This window comes from Mesorhizobium sp. 1B3 (assembly GCF_050958605.1).
GTDB lineage: Bacteria > Pseudomonadota > Alphaproteobacteria > Rhizobiales > Rhizobiaceae.
Genome location: NZ_JBJHDO010000003.1, coordinates 398,983 through 413,572, shown reverse-complemented (window position 1 = coordinate 413,572; position 14,590 = coordinate 398,983). Strand labels below are relative to the sequence as shown.

At 60.3% G+C, this 14,590-nt stretch carries 20 protein-coding genes and 1 pseudogene; 10 read left to right on the top strand and 11 right to left on the bottom strand.

Annotated elements, in window-relative coordinates:
- Positions 1-155 precede the first annotated feature (155 nt).
- On the bottom strand, positions 156-443 hold the full coding sequence (locus ACCO56_RS11075) for a hypothetical protein (protein WP_433640530.1): 288 nt from the start codon (positions 441-443) through the stop codon (positions 156-158).
- A gap of 100 nt (positions 444-543) precedes the next feature.
- Between ACCO56_RS11075 and ACCO56_RS11070 the strand changes: the two genes are divergently transcribed.
- A complete protein-coding gene (locus ACCO56_RS11070) occupies positions 544-1,332 on the top strand; it encodes a BON domain-containing protein (RefSeq protein ID WP_433640528.1) in 789 nt (262 codons plus the stop codon).
- A gap of 56 nt (positions 1,333-1,388) precedes the next feature.
- Here the strand turns inward: ACCO56_RS11070 and ACCO56_RS11065 are convergent, their stop codons facing one another.
- The 5 genes from ACCO56_RS11065 to ACCO56_RS11045 all read right to left on the bottom strand — a co-directional run bounded on the left by ACCO56_RS11065 (position 1,389) and on the right by ACCO56_RS11045 (position 5,440).
- Positions 1,389-2,108: a metallophosphoesterase family protein gene (locus tag ACCO56_RS11065; RefSeq protein ID WP_433640526.1), complete on the bottom strand. Its 720-nt coding sequence runs from the start codon at positions 2,106-2,108 to the stop codon at positions 1,389-1,391.
- A 27-nt stretch (positions 2,109-2,135) separates the two neighbouring features.
- The gene (locus ACCO56_RS11060; protein WP_433640524.1) at positions 2,136-2,924 is read right to left on the bottom strand and encodes a nucleotidyltransferase; all 789 of its coding nucleotides are present in this window, start codon (positions 2,922-2,924) and stop codon (positions 2,136-2,138) included.
- 92 nt (positions 2,925-3,016) lie between these two features.
- A complete protein-coding gene (locus tag ACCO56_RS11055) occupies positions 3,017-3,406 on the bottom strand; it encodes a hypothetical protein (RefSeq protein ID WP_433640523.1) in 390 nt (129 codons plus the stop codon).
- Positions 3,407-3,430: 24 nt separating this feature from the next.
- Positions 3,431-4,015: a DUF4142 domain-containing protein gene (locus ACCO56_RS11050; RefSeq protein ID WP_433640520.1), complete on the bottom strand. Its 585-nt coding sequence runs from the start codon at positions 4,013-4,015 to the stop codon at positions 3,431-3,433.
- Between the two features lie 27 nt (positions 4,016-4,042).
- A complete protein-coding gene (locus ACCO56_RS11045; protein WP_433640517.1) occupies positions 4,043-5,440 on the bottom strand; it encodes a cytochrome B6 in 1,398 nt (465 codons plus the stop codon).
- A gap of 271 nt (positions 5,441-5,711) precedes the next feature.
- Here ACCO56_RS11045 and ACCO56_RS11040 point away from each other — a divergent pair, with 271 nt between their 5' ends.
- Positions 5,712-5,945 carry a hypothetical protein gene (locus ACCO56_RS11040; protein ID WP_433640515.1) on the top strand — a complete coding sequence of 78 codons (234 nt, stop codon included), beginning with the start codon at positions 5,712-5,714 and terminating at the stop codon, positions 5,943-5,945.
- A gap of 75 nt (positions 5,946-6,020) precedes the next feature.
- Here ACCO56_RS11040 and ACCO56_RS11035 read toward each other — a convergent pair whose 3' ends face one another.
- Together ACCO56_RS11035 and ACCO56_RS11030 are read right to left on the bottom strand one after the other, a co-directional pair.
- Entirely contained in the window at positions 6,021-6,893 is an 873-nt protein-coding gene (locus ACCO56_RS11035) for an SDR family oxidoreductase (protein WP_433640513.1), read from the bottom strand.
- A 231-nt stretch (positions 6,894-7,124) separates the two neighbouring features.
- Entirely contained in the window at positions 7,125-7,595 is a 471-nt protein-coding gene (locus ACCO56_RS11030) for a YbhB/YbcL family Raf kinase inhibitor-like protein (RefSeq protein ID WP_433640510.1), read from the bottom strand.
- 244 nt (positions 7,596-7,839) lie between these two features.
- Here ACCO56_RS11030 and ACCO56_RS11025 point away from each other — a divergent pair, with 244 nt between their 5' ends.
- Both ACCO56_RS11025 and ACCO56_RS11020 read left to right on the top strand, forming a co-directional pair.
- A complete protein-coding gene (locus tag ACCO56_RS11025) occupies positions 7,840-8,154 on the top strand; it encodes a hypothetical protein (RefSeq protein ID WP_433640507.1) in 315 nt (104 codons plus the stop codon).
- A gap of 7 nt (positions 8,155-8,161) precedes the next feature.
- Entirely contained in the window at positions 8,162-8,413 is a 252-nt protein-coding gene (locus ACCO56_RS11020) for a hypothetical protein (protein WP_433640504.1), read from the top strand.
- Positions 8,414-8,683: 270 nt separating this feature from the next.
- Here the strand turns inward: ACCO56_RS11020 and ACCO56_RS11015 are convergent, their stop codons facing one another.
- Positions 8,684-9,268 (bottom strand): hypothetical protein, encoded by a 585-nt coding sequence (locus tag ACCO56_RS11015; protein ID WP_433640501.1) that lies wholly within the window; start codon positions 9,266-9,268, stop codon positions 8,684-8,686.
- Positions 9,269-9,342: 74 nt separating this feature from the next.
- Between ACCO56_RS11015 and ACCO56_RS11010 the strand changes: the two genes are divergently transcribed.
- From ACCO56_RS11010 to ACCO56_RS10985, 6 genes and pseudogenes are all read left to right on the top strand, one after another.
- Positions 9,343-9,738 carry a phage holin family protein gene (locus tag ACCO56_RS11010; protein WP_433640499.1) on the top strand — a complete coding sequence of 132 codons (396 nt, stop codon included), beginning with the start codon at positions 9,343-9,345 and terminating at the stop codon, positions 9,736-9,738.
- Complete coding sequence (locus ACCO56_RS11005) at positions 9,735-10,577, top strand: hypothetical protein (protein ID WP_433640496.1); 843 nt, start codon at positions 9,735-9,737, stop codon at positions 10,575-10,577. Before ACCO56_RS11010 ends, ACCO56_RS11005 begins: the two co-directional genes overlap by 4 nt.
- Before the next feature lie 78 nt (positions 10,578-10,655).
- Positions 10,656-11,165 carry a ferritin-like domain-containing protein gene (locus ACCO56_RS11000; RefSeq protein ID WP_433640494.1) on the top strand — a complete coding sequence of 170 codons (510 nt, stop codon included), beginning with the start codon at positions 10,656-10,658 and terminating at the stop codon, positions 11,163-11,165.
- A gap of 268 nt (positions 11,166-11,433) precedes the next feature.
- A complete protein-coding gene (locus ACCO56_RS10995) occupies positions 11,434-11,898 on the top strand; it encodes a DUF2231 domain-containing protein (RefSeq protein WP_433640492.1) in 465 nt (154 codons plus the stop codon).
- Positions 11,891-13,264, top strand: a pseudogene (locus tag ACCO56_RS10990) (PQQ-dependent sugar dehydrogenase); the annotation flags it as partial. The gene ACCO56_RS10995 and the pseudogene ACCO56_RS10990, both read left to right, overlap by 8 nt.
- 81 nt (positions 13,265-13,345) lie before the next feature.
- A complete protein-coding gene (locus ACCO56_RS10985; RefSeq protein ID WP_433640490.1) occupies positions 13,346-13,795 on the top strand; it encodes a hypothetical protein in 450 nt (149 codons plus the stop codon).
- 57 nt (positions 13,796-13,852) lie between these two features.
- Here the strand turns inward: ACCO56_RS10985 and ACCO56_RS10980 are convergent, their stop codons facing one another.
- Both ACCO56_RS10980 and ACCO56_RS10975 read right to left on the bottom strand, forming a co-directional pair.
- Entirely contained in the window at positions 13,853-14,068 is a 216-nt protein-coding gene (locus ACCO56_RS10980) for a hypothetical protein (protein ID WP_433640488.1), read from the bottom strand.
- A gap of 33 nt (positions 14,069-14,101) precedes the next feature.
- Positions 14,102-14,473: an STAS/SEC14 domain-containing protein gene (locus tag ACCO56_RS10975; RefSeq protein WP_433640485.1), complete on the bottom strand. Its 372-nt coding sequence runs from the start codon at positions 14,471-14,473 to the stop codon at positions 14,102-14,104.
- Positions 14,474-14,590: the final 117 nt, after the last annotated feature.

Genomic DNA, 14,590 nt, shown 5'->3' with positions numbered 1-14,590 from the left:
TGAATCTCTGGATCGGGCTTGCGGGTCCTCGTCCAACCGCACGGTATCCGGATTGTTCCCGCGGCTGCCGGAGACATATAGCCTATTCCCGGGGGCAACCGATGGCCGGACAGTGCGTTGATCGGGAAACCTGAATGGAGGTTCCTATGACTGCGTCAGCCCGAAATCCGCAGAGGGGAGAGCCGGAAACAAAGCGAGAAGCATCCGGCGGCCCCAATATCGAGGAACAGGAATGGGAAGCGCTCGAAGGCGGGGAACTCGAACCGGTAAGCGCGCCGGAAAATGGCGACCTTCGCTACCCCGAACGAAATGACGAACATTCCGGGGAACTGCCCGAGGAAGACGACGACAATCCATATCAGGAGAGTGATGCCGCCTTGCCGGACGATCCCGAAGAACAAGCCATCGCAGGAAATCCGTCGCGGGATGATCAACGATTTCATGATTGATCGAGCTTCCCCCAGGTGCCTTCACGACCATCTCGGCAGGAACAATCCGTCGGCGTTCTTGTTCGGGACGCGAAGGCTTTTGACGGAGGAAAACATGGCACGGAACAGAGATCGACACGGCGAACGCGGCAGCTACGAGTCCGAGCAGCGCCGCCACATGGGAAGGCAAGGCGGCGGATTCGGCTCGGATCGTCACAGAGACGAGCAGTTCAGACGGCAGCATCAAGGCGAACGATTTTCTGGCGGCCAACAGGGCGGCTGGTCGGGTGCGGAATACGGCCGTGGCCAGGGTTGGTCCGGTAGCGAGTATGGTGGTCGTGGTCAGGAAGGCTGGGGCGGACCCGACTACGGGGAGCGAGGCCAAAGCGGCTATGGCCAAGCTGGCGGATATGATGAATGGTCCCGCGGTCGAGACTATCCGTCTCGTGGGCGTGGTCGAGGCTATGAAGGAGGCTTCGGCGGCTACGGCTACGCCGGCGACAGAATGCCAAGCCGAAGCGAGCGCGACTGGTCGGGGCACGAGCGGGGCTTTTGGGACAAGGCCAGCGACGAGGTTTCGTCCTGGTTGGGCGACGAGGATGCGGAGCGGAGGCGCCATCAAGATCAGTATCGTGGACGCGGGCCCAAGGGTTATGTACGCTCCGACGAGCGGATCAGGGAGGATATCAACGATCGATTGACGGACGATTGGGCGCTCGACGCCACGGACATCGATGTGCAGGTCTCCGAGCGCGAGGTGACATTGACCGGAGAGGTGGGCAGTCGCACCGACAAGCGTCGAGCAGAAGACATCGCCGAATCGGTTTCCGGCGTCACGAACGTCCAGAACAACCTGCGGATAAAATCGCAGACGACAGACACCGATATACCGGCGGTGAGTTAACGTCGGCGCGTCTTGCGACGACCCGCAGCCAGGGACCCGACTGTTTGGGTCCCTTTTTAGATCTCGATCAGGGCATAGGGCAGCCCTGTCGGCTTCTCGATATGCATTGCAACGTTGAACACGGCCGCGCCGCCCGGCGTGCGTCCTTCATAGGTGCCGCGATGGGCATGCCCGTGCACCACTGCGCTTACCTTGAAGCGGTCGATGGTTTCCGCCAGCCGCGAGGATCCTAGAAAAGGATAGATCTCGAGCGGCTCCCCGATCACAGTGTCTTCTGTCGGCGCATAGTGGAGGACAATGAGCGTGCGCTCGCTGCGCGACTGCCGCATGGCGTTTTCCAGCCGAATGGCTTCGTTCACGCTTTCGGCTACCATCGCCTTGATAGCCGGCTCGCCGAAGGAACCGAGCATGCGTCGCCCGAAACCGCCGACGAAGCCTTTGACGCCGACGAAGCCCACTCCGTTGATTTCCGTTGCCTGCCCGTCCAGCAAGTGCACGCCGGCGCGGCGCAAGATATCGCTGATCTCCGAGACGAGATCGCTCTCGTAGTCATGATTGCCGAGAACCGCGACCACGGGGATAGAACAAGCCCGCAGGTCCTCGGCAAGCATTTCGGCTTGCCGCGGCTTGCCCGTGTCCGTCAGGTCGCCCGCCAGGACAAGCACATCGGCCGCCTGAGAGATCTCGCCGAAAAGGCTGCGGTACGACGTTCCATCCTCGCTGACATGGAGGTCGCCAATCGCCGCGATCTTGAGACTATCCTTGGCTTCGGCCATGGACACCGTTCTCTCCTGGCAAATACTTCATTGCGCTGCGTCGCCATTCCCTTTGACGTCTCTGAAGCCCCAGCGCTTCACGTCGATCTCATAATCTTCCGAAGACATCAGCCGACCACGGCAAAGCTTCGTATGATGGGGAGGCTCGAGGCGGCGGGCCGCCAGTCGTCTCAGCAACTCGTCCATGAGCCATTCCGGCAATTTCGATCGTTCGGATGGGTAAATCCACTGGAAGTTCAGGAGGTGAATAAGCAGCACCTCCCAATGCGCCTCCATGTAGTGGAAGAGCCGGGACCAGTCGATCTGATCGCTGGCTCTCAGGATGATGTGCGCGACGTCGGAACCATCATAACGATCCCGGGCCTGGATGAAACACTTCGACCAGACGAGCTCCGTGGGGCCGATTACGTTCACGGCGGTTCCGAAGATTGTGCTTTGCCTGGCGTGTTCGAACCATCTCTCGTCGATCGGGATGGCGCCGTTCGACGAAGCGAAGATCACGTCCAGGAACACCCTTCCTTTGAATACCTTTGCAAGCCAGCGGTCGTCTTCGATAGCGATGCGATAGCCCAGTCGTTTGAAATACGAGAGAATCTGCGGGTAGTCGCCCGGTTTGCAGAAAACATCGATGTCCTTGGTCTGCCGGCTGATCCCCGTATAGGCGCTCACGGCGTAGGTGCCCGCCAGCAAGAACGGCACGCCTGAGGAGGCAAGTTGCCGGATCGCCTCGGCATAGAAACCTTCTGCCTCGGGGTTCAGGAGGGTCGGCTCTGCCTTGGGCTGCAACGACGGCAGCGTTTCTGGAGTAGCGGTCAACAATCTGGATGCCCTTGCTTAGTTCTTCGCTCTCAAATCGGGGGTGAAGTAGGCTGGCAAAGGCATCGGCGTTGGCTCCCTTAGGAGATTGATCAACAATCGGTAAGGCAATTCGTTCCCTCGGCCGTGTCCTGCCTCTGCCTTCTTAAAGAAACCAGGTCGCGACGAGACCGGCCGAGGCCGAACCTTGCGACGGTCGTTGTCCAGCCGAGGACATTCGTGCTGGTGCTGTTCACCTTGTCCCTCATGGTCCTGCGGGTATTGGTCATCAGCATGATCAGCAGAAGCAAAGGTGGGGTGGAGAAGCGCTGCCGAGCAATCGTCGTCGGCTCCCCCTCTATCAAGGCCGAGCGCTCGCCGATGCCGCCGTCCGAATTTCCTTGCTTGCCTGGCTGGGGCCCGTCGATCGTCCCGCTCATGCAGCACGGACAAATGCTTGAGGAATTGGACAAGAAAGCCGCAAGGAGATAGCCGGCGATCATATCGGCAGACGGCCGTTCCGGCGATCAAGGCTCCCGCTTTGCAAGAGCTTGGTTGCTCAATTCGGCTGTCAGGATCCGGGCGAGCTCGAGATGCTGGAGGACTATAGGCAATGTCTCCGAGGCGAAACGCTGGAGTTCCGCGTCCTGACCGAAACCGATTTCCCACTCGAGCAGTTGAGCGGTCTTCTGGTGATCCACGACCTGAGCTCGCATGTAGGCCAGATCAAATCCGTCATCCCGCTTTTCGAGATCCTCCCGGATTTTCCGATGATCGCCATCGAGTTCCGTCGGCAACGGGATCTTGCTCTTGTCGGCGATACGGGACAGCTTCTCGTTCGCGGAAGTGTGGTCGTCGACCATGCGGTTCGCGAATTCCTTCACGGTGGAACCGCGTGCCTTGCCCGCCGCGAGCTTTCCCAACTCCACTTCCGCCATCCCGCCTGCGGCAATCAATTGCGCGAAAAGGCGGTCCTGCGTGTTGGTCTGGTTGGGCGCTGGTACGCCTGGTGCTTCCAGCCGCGTATCGGGAGCCCACCCTGCGGGATTGCCCATCTGCGCAAACGCCGGGAAGGCAACAGCGATGCCCGAAATCAGAATGAAAAACCGCATGCAATCCTCCCGTGTTTCCGCTGCGCTTCAGAGCGTCAGCAAATAAGCGACGAGGGCCTGTTTCTCGTCTTGGCTGAGCTTGGTTCCCAGGACCAGATTGAAGAATTCGACAGTATCGGCGAGCGTCATCAGCCGCCCATCATGCAAATAGGGGGGAGAATCCTTGATGCCCCGCAAGGTGAACGTCTTGATCGGCCCGTCAGGCAGCGCCACGAAGTCGTTCACCGTCTGCCCGACGCGGTAGAAACGCTCGAGCTTCAGGTCGTGCATGTTGTTGTCCATGAAAGACAGTTGCGGGACGTGGCATTCCGCGCACCGTCCCTTGCCCATGAACACCTGCTCGCCTTTTAATTCCTGCTCGCTCGCCTTGGTCGGATCGAGACGCCCGAACGGATCGAGCTTGGGAGCTGGCGGGAAGTCGATGATGTTCTGCATCTGAGCCATCATTGCGACTTGGTTTGGCCGGTCGGGAAGATGCACACCCTTCCTGGTGGCGCTGACGTGATCCCCATTGAAATAGGCGGTGCGTTGCTCGAACTCGGTGAAATCCTCGATAGAGCGCAGCGATCGTTTGGAGCCGTGAATCTGTTGGTTGAACACACCGCGCAAGCTGGTGGTGTCGAGGCGGAACCTCGCGGCCTGGGGGCGGACATCGGGCGTTTGATGGAACGCCGCGTTGGTATGGAAGTTGGAATGACAATCGAGACACGTCACGCCCAGACTCTGCTGAGCCACCTTACGGTCCTCGGTCTGGTTGAATTCCTCCTGGGGGAAGGGGGTCAGGAGAAGGCGCAGACCCTCCATCTGCACCGGCGTGATGATGCCGTTCATCAGTTCGTAGAAATTCTTGATCGTGAGCAGTTCGCCGCGTGAGACATCTCCGAGTTCGGGATGGGTGGTGAGAAAGATTGGGGGCGGAAACTCCGGGGTAAGATGCGCGGGAAGGTCGAAATCGACATCGAAACGCCTGAGGTCCCGCGCTTCCTGCCGGCCGATCTCGTCTATCTGCTCTTGCGGGAAGACCTGCCCGCCGGTGGCCTGCTTCACATGCGGCAGGGGCATGAAACCAGCAGGCAGCAATCCCTTGTCGCGGATTTCCTCGGGTGATTTCGAGCCCAGGCTGTCCCAGGTCTCTCCCTCGGGAAGCTTAACGCGAACGCCTTCTTGGACGGCCTTTCGGCCACCAGACATCGCGGTGTTCGGCATCGGGCGATTGGCGAGATCATAGCGTTGTTCCAGTAACGACCTCTGGCGCTCCATAACACGGGGTTTTTGAGCCTCGTCGTTTTCCCTCACTTGGGAAAGCGGAAGCGTCGGCAGCGGACGATAGGTCGTGTCGGGCGGCAATGGATCCGAGAAGGCGGCAAGGCTGAACGCTGCAACACAAACGGTCGTGGGCAGAAGGATGTCGAGAACGCGCGGCATGATCCCCTCCCAGAAATACGGGCGATCCGAAGAAACCGAAGGCGCTCCAAACTGCCGTGGCGGAGGTTTGTTCCCATTTGCTGGAACGTCTTGAAGGGAGGAAGAGAGGGCATTGCTGCCCTGTCGTTGAAATACTGTTCTTCAATGCGGGGAAGCTTGTCGGCAATTGGCTTTACAGCGCAATAGACACGGCAGATGTTGTGAGCGCGACATCGCGAGAATGGGATGGCCTGTGGGCCACCGCTGCCACTGCTCTGAAGAGGAGGAGCCGATGGAACCGCCAGCCGATATGGATGCCGTACTGAACAGCCTGCCGCTACGAATAGGCGCCTACATACCGGACGACCTCCTCGAGGATTGGTTCGCGCCCGGCACCGGAATGAATCCGCCTTCGCAGCAGGCGCTTGCCGCAGCTGCAGCCTACGGGCGGCGTTTCGAGTGCGAGTTCAAGCACTACCCGGATCGCAAGGAAGGCGTCTTCTGGAAGTGGGTGCCGGCAATATGAGCGACCGGTTGAAGGGCCGGCAGATCTCGTATGTTGTTGTCGCATCGTTTTCGCGGGAGCGCCGCAAAATGCTCGTCAAAGCATCGGGCGCCCGCCGGTAATTTCGTAAAGCGCGCCGGTCGTGTAGCTCGATTCGCCGGAGGCCAGGAGAACGAAGGTGGCCGCCAACTCGGCGGGTTGGCCGGGCCGGCCGAGAGGAGTGTTCTTGCCGAAATTCTTCACCTTCTCGGCCGGCATCGTCGAAGGTATGAGGGGTGTCCAGATCGGGCCGGGCGCGACAGCGTTCACCCTTATACCCTTTTCCGCTATCAGCCCCGCCAGTCCGGCCGTAAAGTTGGCAATCGCTCCCTTGGTCGTGGCATAAGCGAGCAATCCCGGCGAAGGATCCGTGGCATTGATCGACGACGTGTTGATGATGGTGCTGCCCGGCTTCATATGCGGTATAGCTGCCTTACAGAGATAGAACATCGCGTAGACATTGGTTCGGAAGGTGATGTCCCATTCTTCCGGCGTGAGTTCCTCCAGGCTGTTTACCGTCATCTGGTGCGCGGCGTTGTTTACCAGCACATCGAGCCTGCCGAATTCGGTCAAAGCCTTCTCTACGATAGATCTGCAGTGAGTATCATCCTTGATGTCGCCGGGAATGAGGACGGCCCTGCGACCCGCATTTTCGATCCAGTCGGCCGTCTCCGCGGCGTCCCGGTCCTCGCTGAGATACGAGATGACCACGTCGGCACCTTCCCGCGCAAATGCGATCGCGACCGCGCGGCCAATTCCGGAATCGCCGCCCGTTATGATGGCGGCACGTCCGTTCAGCCGACCATGTCCTTTGTAGCTTTCTTCTCCGTGGTCGGGCGCGGGCGACATCCTGTCCGTGGCGCCGGGGACCGGTTGGCTCTGCTCTGGGAACGGGGGTTCCGGATGTGTCCCGCCTGCTTTGTTGCTCATGGTCGTCTCCATCGATGCTTTCGGCCCGAACGACGATGCCTATGCGATGTTCCCGCCGTGCCCCCACCGGTTACCACCTGAGAGAAGCGGTATCGCCGGGATGCCTGTTGTTCCAGCGGTTGGGCGGACGCCCGAACCATGGACGATAGCTGTGGACAGCCCCGAGAATCCCGGCGCACTCGCGATGGAACGCTTCCTCGACGTCGAGCCTTCCGCCGGCCATGGGCTTGATCAGCCTCGACGTTCATAAACTCCCACCAGACTCGCGGTCTCGATGGCATGCTGGTCGGCTTCCTTCCAGATTTCGAGCACGCCGATATCGGCCGGAATGCTCAGATTTGGAACGTCGAGTGCGGCCAAACGGAAATGGTAGTGGTGAGGCCCGTGCCCGACCGGCGGCTCCGGACCGTCGTAGTAGGCATTTCCGAAGCCGTTTTTGCCCTGCCGCAACGCGCCAGAGCCGGGCTTGCCGCTATCGGCCTCCGAGAGTTGCCCGATCTCGGGACTGAGATTGAAAACCGCCCAATGTCCGAAAGTCCCGCTGGGCGCGTCTGGATCGTCCATGACCACGACCAGACTCTTCGTGCCATCGGGCACGCCTGACCAGCGTAAAGGCGGCGATACGTTCTCTCTTTCGCGGGTGTACCGACGGGGAATCGTTTCGCCTTCGGCGAATGCCGGGCTAGTGAGCGTAAGAGCCATGATTCCACTCCTCGAAATTTGCTCAAAGCGATCGCCGCATCAGGATGTCAGGCTCAAACCCGGGGAAAGGCCGATCCAGGCAAGCGCGAGCAGCGGCATGGGTGAAACCGGCGCAGTCCGCCGATGTTCCCGAAGGAAGCCGAAAGCGCTTCCGCGTCGGAGTTTTGTTTCCGGGGGCTGGCGTAGGCCGTTGGAACAATTTCGCCGCCGGCCACTTTGGTCGTCAAAAGCGGGAGTCGAAGCCATGTCCGATGACAGCGTCAAGACGATTTGGGGCATCTTCTCCACACGAGAAGATGCAGACCGTGCGGTGGAACATCTCGTCCAGGAGCATGGCATCGACCGCGCCGATATCTTCGTCCAGGCGAAGGATGCCAGGAATACCTCAGGCACAGCTCCTTCCGGCGCGGATGTTTCGCGGAACGAGGGCGAAGCTTCTCCGATGGACCCTGCACTTCACGGATCGATTCAAGTGTCCGCCGATGTCGGCTGGAATGAAGTGGAGAAAGCCGAGCGAGCCTTCCGCAACGCCGGCGCGACGAATGTTCTGACACGGTGACCTTGTCATGAGCGAACTTGGCGCATTCGAACTTGAGGGGCGGATCAATGGGCTGCGTGAAACCATTGCTATTATCGCCGCGCATCTTATCGAGAACGGCGCCGGCGATATCAGGCAGTCGTTGGAAGATCGGCTGGCATTTTTGAACCATCAGGAAGATCCCGGCGCCGTGCCGCAATCCTCCTTTGCAGTGGAGGCAGCTGCCACGCGCGAGATCGAACTGCTCCTGCAGGAGGTGTTGGCGCGAATCAAGTCCTGAGCGCTGCTGCTTGCCACCCGAGCATCTGCGGTCGCGAGACGCTTGCGCCGAGGTTAGACCTTGCAGCGATGTGGATTCTTCCCCGCAGCTTGAGTGGCCGCCCGGCAGTCTTCGCCAGCCCCAGTTTTGGCGCAGAGGGCCCGGAGCGGTTCGTCCGAGGCATTGAGCTGGTCGGGTTCGAGGGCCTCAATAAATCGCTTCGGCTGCGCGGAACAAGGCGCGCAGTCCCCAGTTCGGCCTTCAGGAGGAACGGCACATGAACAGCGTCATTTATCTGATCGGTCTGGTGGTCGTAGTGCTGGCGATCCTCTCCTTTCTCGGCCTCTCATAGGAGATCCCCAAATGGCTGAAAAAAGAGACCAGGGCTCCCAAACCGATTTCGAAGCAGCTGAACGCAACGTTGCCGGCGCCTTGGAAGAAGGCAAGCAATCCGCAACGAGAGCCTTGCACGATATCCGTGACGACTTGGGCCAGAAAACGTCCGACATCGCCGCTGAGGCGAAGAATGCGACAGTCCGCAAGGTCGAGGAAGCACAGCATGGCGTAGGCGCCGGTCTCGCCAGTCTTGGCGGTGCGTTGCACGCGGCTAGCGACCATCTTGCAGAGCAAGAACAGGGTACGGCTTCCAAGCTGCTCCAGGAGACAGCTGACGGCATCGAGCGGCTGGCTTCTTCCCTCAGAGACAAATCTCTCGAAGAGGTCATCAGCGAGGTCCGAACGTTCGGACGAGACAATGCAGGCGCCTTGATTGCCGGTTCTGCCCTGGCCGGACTTGCGCTGGGTCGCCTCGTCCGGACCACAAGCCTGGCTCGTCCGGACGGCCGAACGTCCGTCCGGGGGAGTCAGGCTGCCCATTCTCCGGCATCCTCTCCCAAAGACAGACCTGCGGGTGGAAAAGCCGGAACGTCCGGTGCAGGGGGGCAGCAGACATGAACGACACTCAGGACAATCGTGGCCTCACAACCCTGATCAGCGATCTTGCCCAGCAGACGACAACACTCCTGCAAACCGAGGCTCGTCTGTTACGCACCGAATTGTCGGAAAAGATGAGCGAGGCCGCCACCGCCGCGGTCGGTGTTCTTGCAGGCGCAATCTGCTTGCTCGCAGCGCTGATGATCCTCCTTCAAGCGCTTGTCATAGCACTCGCGAATGCCGGGCTGGGTGCGGGTTGGTCGTCGCTCCTTGTCGGCATCGTCGTGGCTGTTATTGGCGCAATCCTTCTACGTACTGGATCTTCCGGACTTCAACCTTCGCAGCTGACACCCGATCGCACCCAGGATCAGGTCAGGCGGGACGCAGGTCTCGTCAAGGAGCAACTGAAATGACCGAACAGACTTCCGCGGAACTCGAACGTGAAGCCGAACGCGCCCGCGCGCGCGTGGCCGACACGGCTGAAACAATCAAAAGCAAGCTCACGGCAGGGCAGTTGCTTGATGAATTCACCAACATGTTCTCTGGCAATGATGGTTCGCGTGCCCTCGTCAATCTGAAGAATCAGATTCGCGACAATCCTCTGCCCGTCGCTCTGGTGAGTGCGGGTCTTGCGTGGCTGGCTTTCGGAAGGGAGAGATCCGATTGGGTTGCGGCCGGCATGTCCGAGGAACGCTCGGATGGCGCGACCGGCACGATCCGATCGATGGCGTCCAGCGCCAAGGGTGCTGCAAGCGCCGTCGGCGGCCATGTGAGCGAGGCTGGCTCAACCGCCGCCGATGCCGCGGGCAGGATTGCCTCGACATCGGCCGATTATGCGGAGCGCGTGGCCGGCCGGTCCTCCGACTATTTGCATCAGGTGCGCAGTTCCGCCTCTGATTTAGTCGATCGGGAACCGCTCATTCTGGCGGGGCTGGGCCTGGCGATCGGAACTGCGATCGGGGCGATGTTGCCGGCCTCGCGCTTCGAGCAGGAAGAGTTCGGTGAACAAGCCGACCGACTGCGCAAGGGAGCGGAAGACTTCGTGAAGGAAGCTGCCGATGAAGCCCGGGATGTGGCTACAAAGGCTTACGACGCGGTCAACGAAGAGGCTGACCGGCAAGGGCTGCTGTCCGACGACGGCAGCTCAGTCGTGGACCGGGTTGGAGAGGTTGTGAAGTCCGCCGCGGGCGCGACCGAAGAAGCCGTCCGCGACAAGCTGGGTTCGGGGAAGCCGGGTACGGCCGAGCGGTAGCCTTGGTAGCGTGAGCCTCAGCGAGCGTCTTGGCCCGCGTCGCTGTCTCATACGGATGTCAGCAAATGGAGACCTACGATGACGACTGCGGGTGAAAGGCTGGATCAATGGTTGCGGGACGCCCATGCCATGGAAGAACAGGCCGAGCAGATGTTGAGCGCGCTTGCCGGCCGGATAGAGAATTATCCTAAGCTCAAGGCCCGGATCGAGGAACATCTGGAGGAGACCAGGAGACAAGCTCAAAGGGTGAGATCCTGCATCGAGCGCCGGGGCGCTTCAACTTCCACGCTTAAGGATGCAGCCGGCAAGATCATGGCCACCATGCAAGGTGTAAGCGGCGTATTCGCAGGCGATGAAATCGTCAAGGGCACGCTTGCCGGCTACACGTTCGAACATATGGAGATCATGTCTTATCGCGTGCTGGCGCAGGCAGCGAAAGCGGCGGGTGATGAAGAAACGGCGCGCGTCTGCACCGAGATCATGGACGAGGAGCAAGCCATGGCCGACTGGTTGTTCGAAAACTCTGCGGATGTGATCAGTCAATACCTGATACGCGAGGAACAGGATTCGGAGCAGGCGAAACGCTAAAGCTTGGTCGGCTCATCTGAGATGGCGAGGATTTTTTCAGGATCGCTTGCTTTTGGTTCAGCGTGCTGAGCGTCGGCCGCGTAACTGCCGAGTGGGATCGGCACGTCGGCAGTCGTTTGTCTCCAAGGTTCCCGCACGCACGCCGATCTGCACTGAAAAGCACACGAAAGCGGAGAAATTCGGCTGAATGGGTGGATCGCAGGTTGATAGGGAACAAAACGCGCCGCCAGCCGTATGACTTGACATCATCAATCGTGATCAAACCGAGATGTCACCCAGAGATCGTTCGCGCCGCCAAGCGACCATGGCAATTGCCGGGCATCCAATACACCCGATGCTTGTCCCATTCCCTATCGCCTGCTTCACGTTGGCACTTTTGACCGACATCGCCTATTGGCGAACGTCCAATCTTATGTGGCTGCACTTTTCCGAATGGCTGCTTTTGGCAGGTCTGGTGATCGGAGTTTTTGCCGCCGTCGCCGGAGCCGTCGACTTCCTGGCGAACTCGGAAATTCGTGCCCAACGGCCCGCCTGGCCGCATGCGATCGGCAATGCGATCGCGCTCATCCTCGCCTTCGTCAACAATCTCGTCCACACCGCCGACGGTTGGACAGCCGTCATCCCCTATGGCCTGATCCTTTCCGCGCTGACCGTGCTCATCTTGCTGGTCACGGGCTGGCTGGGCGGGTCGATGGTGTATCGCCACGCTGTCGGAGTGCGCAGCCATGAATAGGCGCCGAACTACAGTCCGCGGGATCGTTCTGGGGGGAAGCTGTCTCGGTTTGCTGGCGCTCGCCGGTTGCGGCGACAATGGCGCCGATTTCGATGTCTCCAGCCAGATCGGCCCCGATCCCGTTTTGCCAGAACCCAGCAACGATCTTCTGCCCGACCTGAAGGTCGCGGAAGTTGTCGGATGGCAGGAAGGGCAGACGCCCACCGTGCCGGAGAATCTCGTGGTTACGGCTTATGCGAAGGATCTCGTCAACCCGCGCACCGTCCACACGCTGCCGAACGGCGACGTGCTTGTAGTGCAGTCGCGGGAACCCTCCGGCAAACCGATCAATCGGCCAAAGGACGTGATCCGCGGCTGGATCATGTCCATGGCCCATGGCGGTGGCAGCGGACCTGAGAAGGAGAGCAATCTCGTCACGCTTCTGCGCGATACCAATCGCGACGGGCAGGTGGACGAACGACACGATCTCCTGACCGGCCTCAATTCCCCGTTCGGGGTCGCATGGTACGAGGGAACGCTTTACGTCGCCGCCGCCGATGCGATCCTGGCTTATCCCTATGAACTGGGCCAAACCGAGATCGCAGCCGAACCGTCGGTCTTGGCGCCGCTGCCTGGCGGGCCGATCAACCACCATTGGACGAAGGACTTGGCGCTCAGCCCCGATGGGCGCTACCTCTATGCCTCGGTCGGCTCCAATTCCAACGCGGCGGAGCGCGGGTTGGAAGCCGAAAAGGATCGGGCCGCGATCTGGCAGGTGGATCGACAGACCGGCGCCAGTCGTCTTTACGCTTCCGGTTTACGCAATCCGAACGGACTGATCTTCCATCCTGAGACCGGTATCCTCTGGACCGTTGTGAACGAGCGGGACGAACTCGGCCCCAACCTCGTGCCGGACTATCTGACATCGGTGCAGGAGAATGCCTTCTACGGCTGGCCGTGGAGCTATTATGGCAATCACGTTGATGCGCGAATCCACCCGCCGCGGCCGGACATGGTGGCGAAGGCCATCCCGCCCGACTACGCGCTGTCAAGCCATGTTGCCGCGCTCGGCCTTACATTCTCAAACGACTCCGCTTTGCCGGAAGCTTATGCGAACGGCGCGTTCATCGGAGAGCACGGAAGCTGGAACCGTAACACCTTCAACGGCTACAAGGTTATTTACGTGCCGTTCGAGAATGGCAGCCCGGCTGGGAAGGCGCAGGACGTCGTGACCGGCTTCATCGAGGGCGATCAGGCGCGTGGTCGACCGGTCGGTGTTGCGATCGATGGCACTGGTGCCCTTCTAATAGCCGACGACGCGGGCAACACCGTCTGGCGTGTCGCGGCGGCTGATGGTTCGGTCACACCGCAGCCGATCGGCACCGATCGGGTAACGACCGCCACACAATAGGCTGTCGGTGCCCGTTGCTCGCCTAGCTTTGCTACGTTTGCTGGAATGGAGCCTGATATGAAGCATCAAATCCCTGACGAGTTCATCACAACTTCCGAGCTCATCCCACTGCTTGATCGTTCTGCCAAACTATCGCGTCGAGAGCGTCTGGATCTTTGGGCGGATGCCCTCGAGCGCCACCACGGACAATTGAGCGCGTTGAGGCGGCTGGAATACCTTTCCCCTGACGAGCTCCGTACCTACCGGGGAGCCAATACGCCGCTCACCATTGCCTTCGATGATCCTGCATTGCGTGCTGCAGGCCTGTCCGGCGACAGTCTAGGCGATGCGATGGACTTCTTCGAACTGACCGATCGAGATGCCCACCGGCTGCTCTGCGACTGCCACTATCACGGGGCGATGACCGGCCGCGGCCTCGCGCGACGTCTTCGCCGTCATGCCCGCAGCAGCGAGCGCCGCGCCAGATGGATTGGTGCCTTCAAACGAGTGCTGGGCAGGGCGGCGTAGATGGAACGTGATCATGCAATGCTTCAAGGCACCCGATCTTGAACGATCCAACCTGGCTCATGCAACGCTAGAAGGGCGCCCGGATCGAGACGTCTCAGGAATATTGTCCGGCGTCATCTGACGCCGATTGAGTTGGATCACTGCCTCGCTGGCCTCGGCTTCATCCAAGCCGGTCAGCGGCATCTCATCGACGACCACGACATCTTCGCTTTCGCTGTCATAGACCTCCCAAAGGCCATCCTCATTCCGGCGTTTGTCGTAAATGGTTGCCATCACTCACTCCATTGAGGTTTCCCGGCGGGGTCGCTATTGAACGCCCGCCACCCACTCCATGGCATCGGCCTTTTCGTCCTCCGGGAAGACCCGTGCCTCGATCTGCGGGAAAAGCGCGTCTGCGATATCGGTAGCTGCCCTGATCCACTGTTTGTCGGAAATCACCGCCGCGCGTCTGAAACGGTGGAACTCGCCAAGCTTGCTCAGCCCGTACTGCAGATCACGGCGTAAAGCACCGCCAGTCATGTCCTTGAAATTCGTCAGATCCGCCAGGACGCCGATATTCGGGTGATCGCTGAGTTTCTTTTCGATCGCCGGGATGATGTCATCGTAGTCCTCGGCTGTCACGGTATCGGCGACACGGAAAGCGGCTACATTCTCGGGAGCGGGAATGATCTCGATCATTGTTTCTCCTTTCGATCTTATCGCCTTGGCCGCTCAACTCGAAAAGACCACCGGATGTTCCCATGCCGCGCTCGCTTAGGCGAAGTCATGTCCATCTGGTGCTCTCACCGGCCCTTA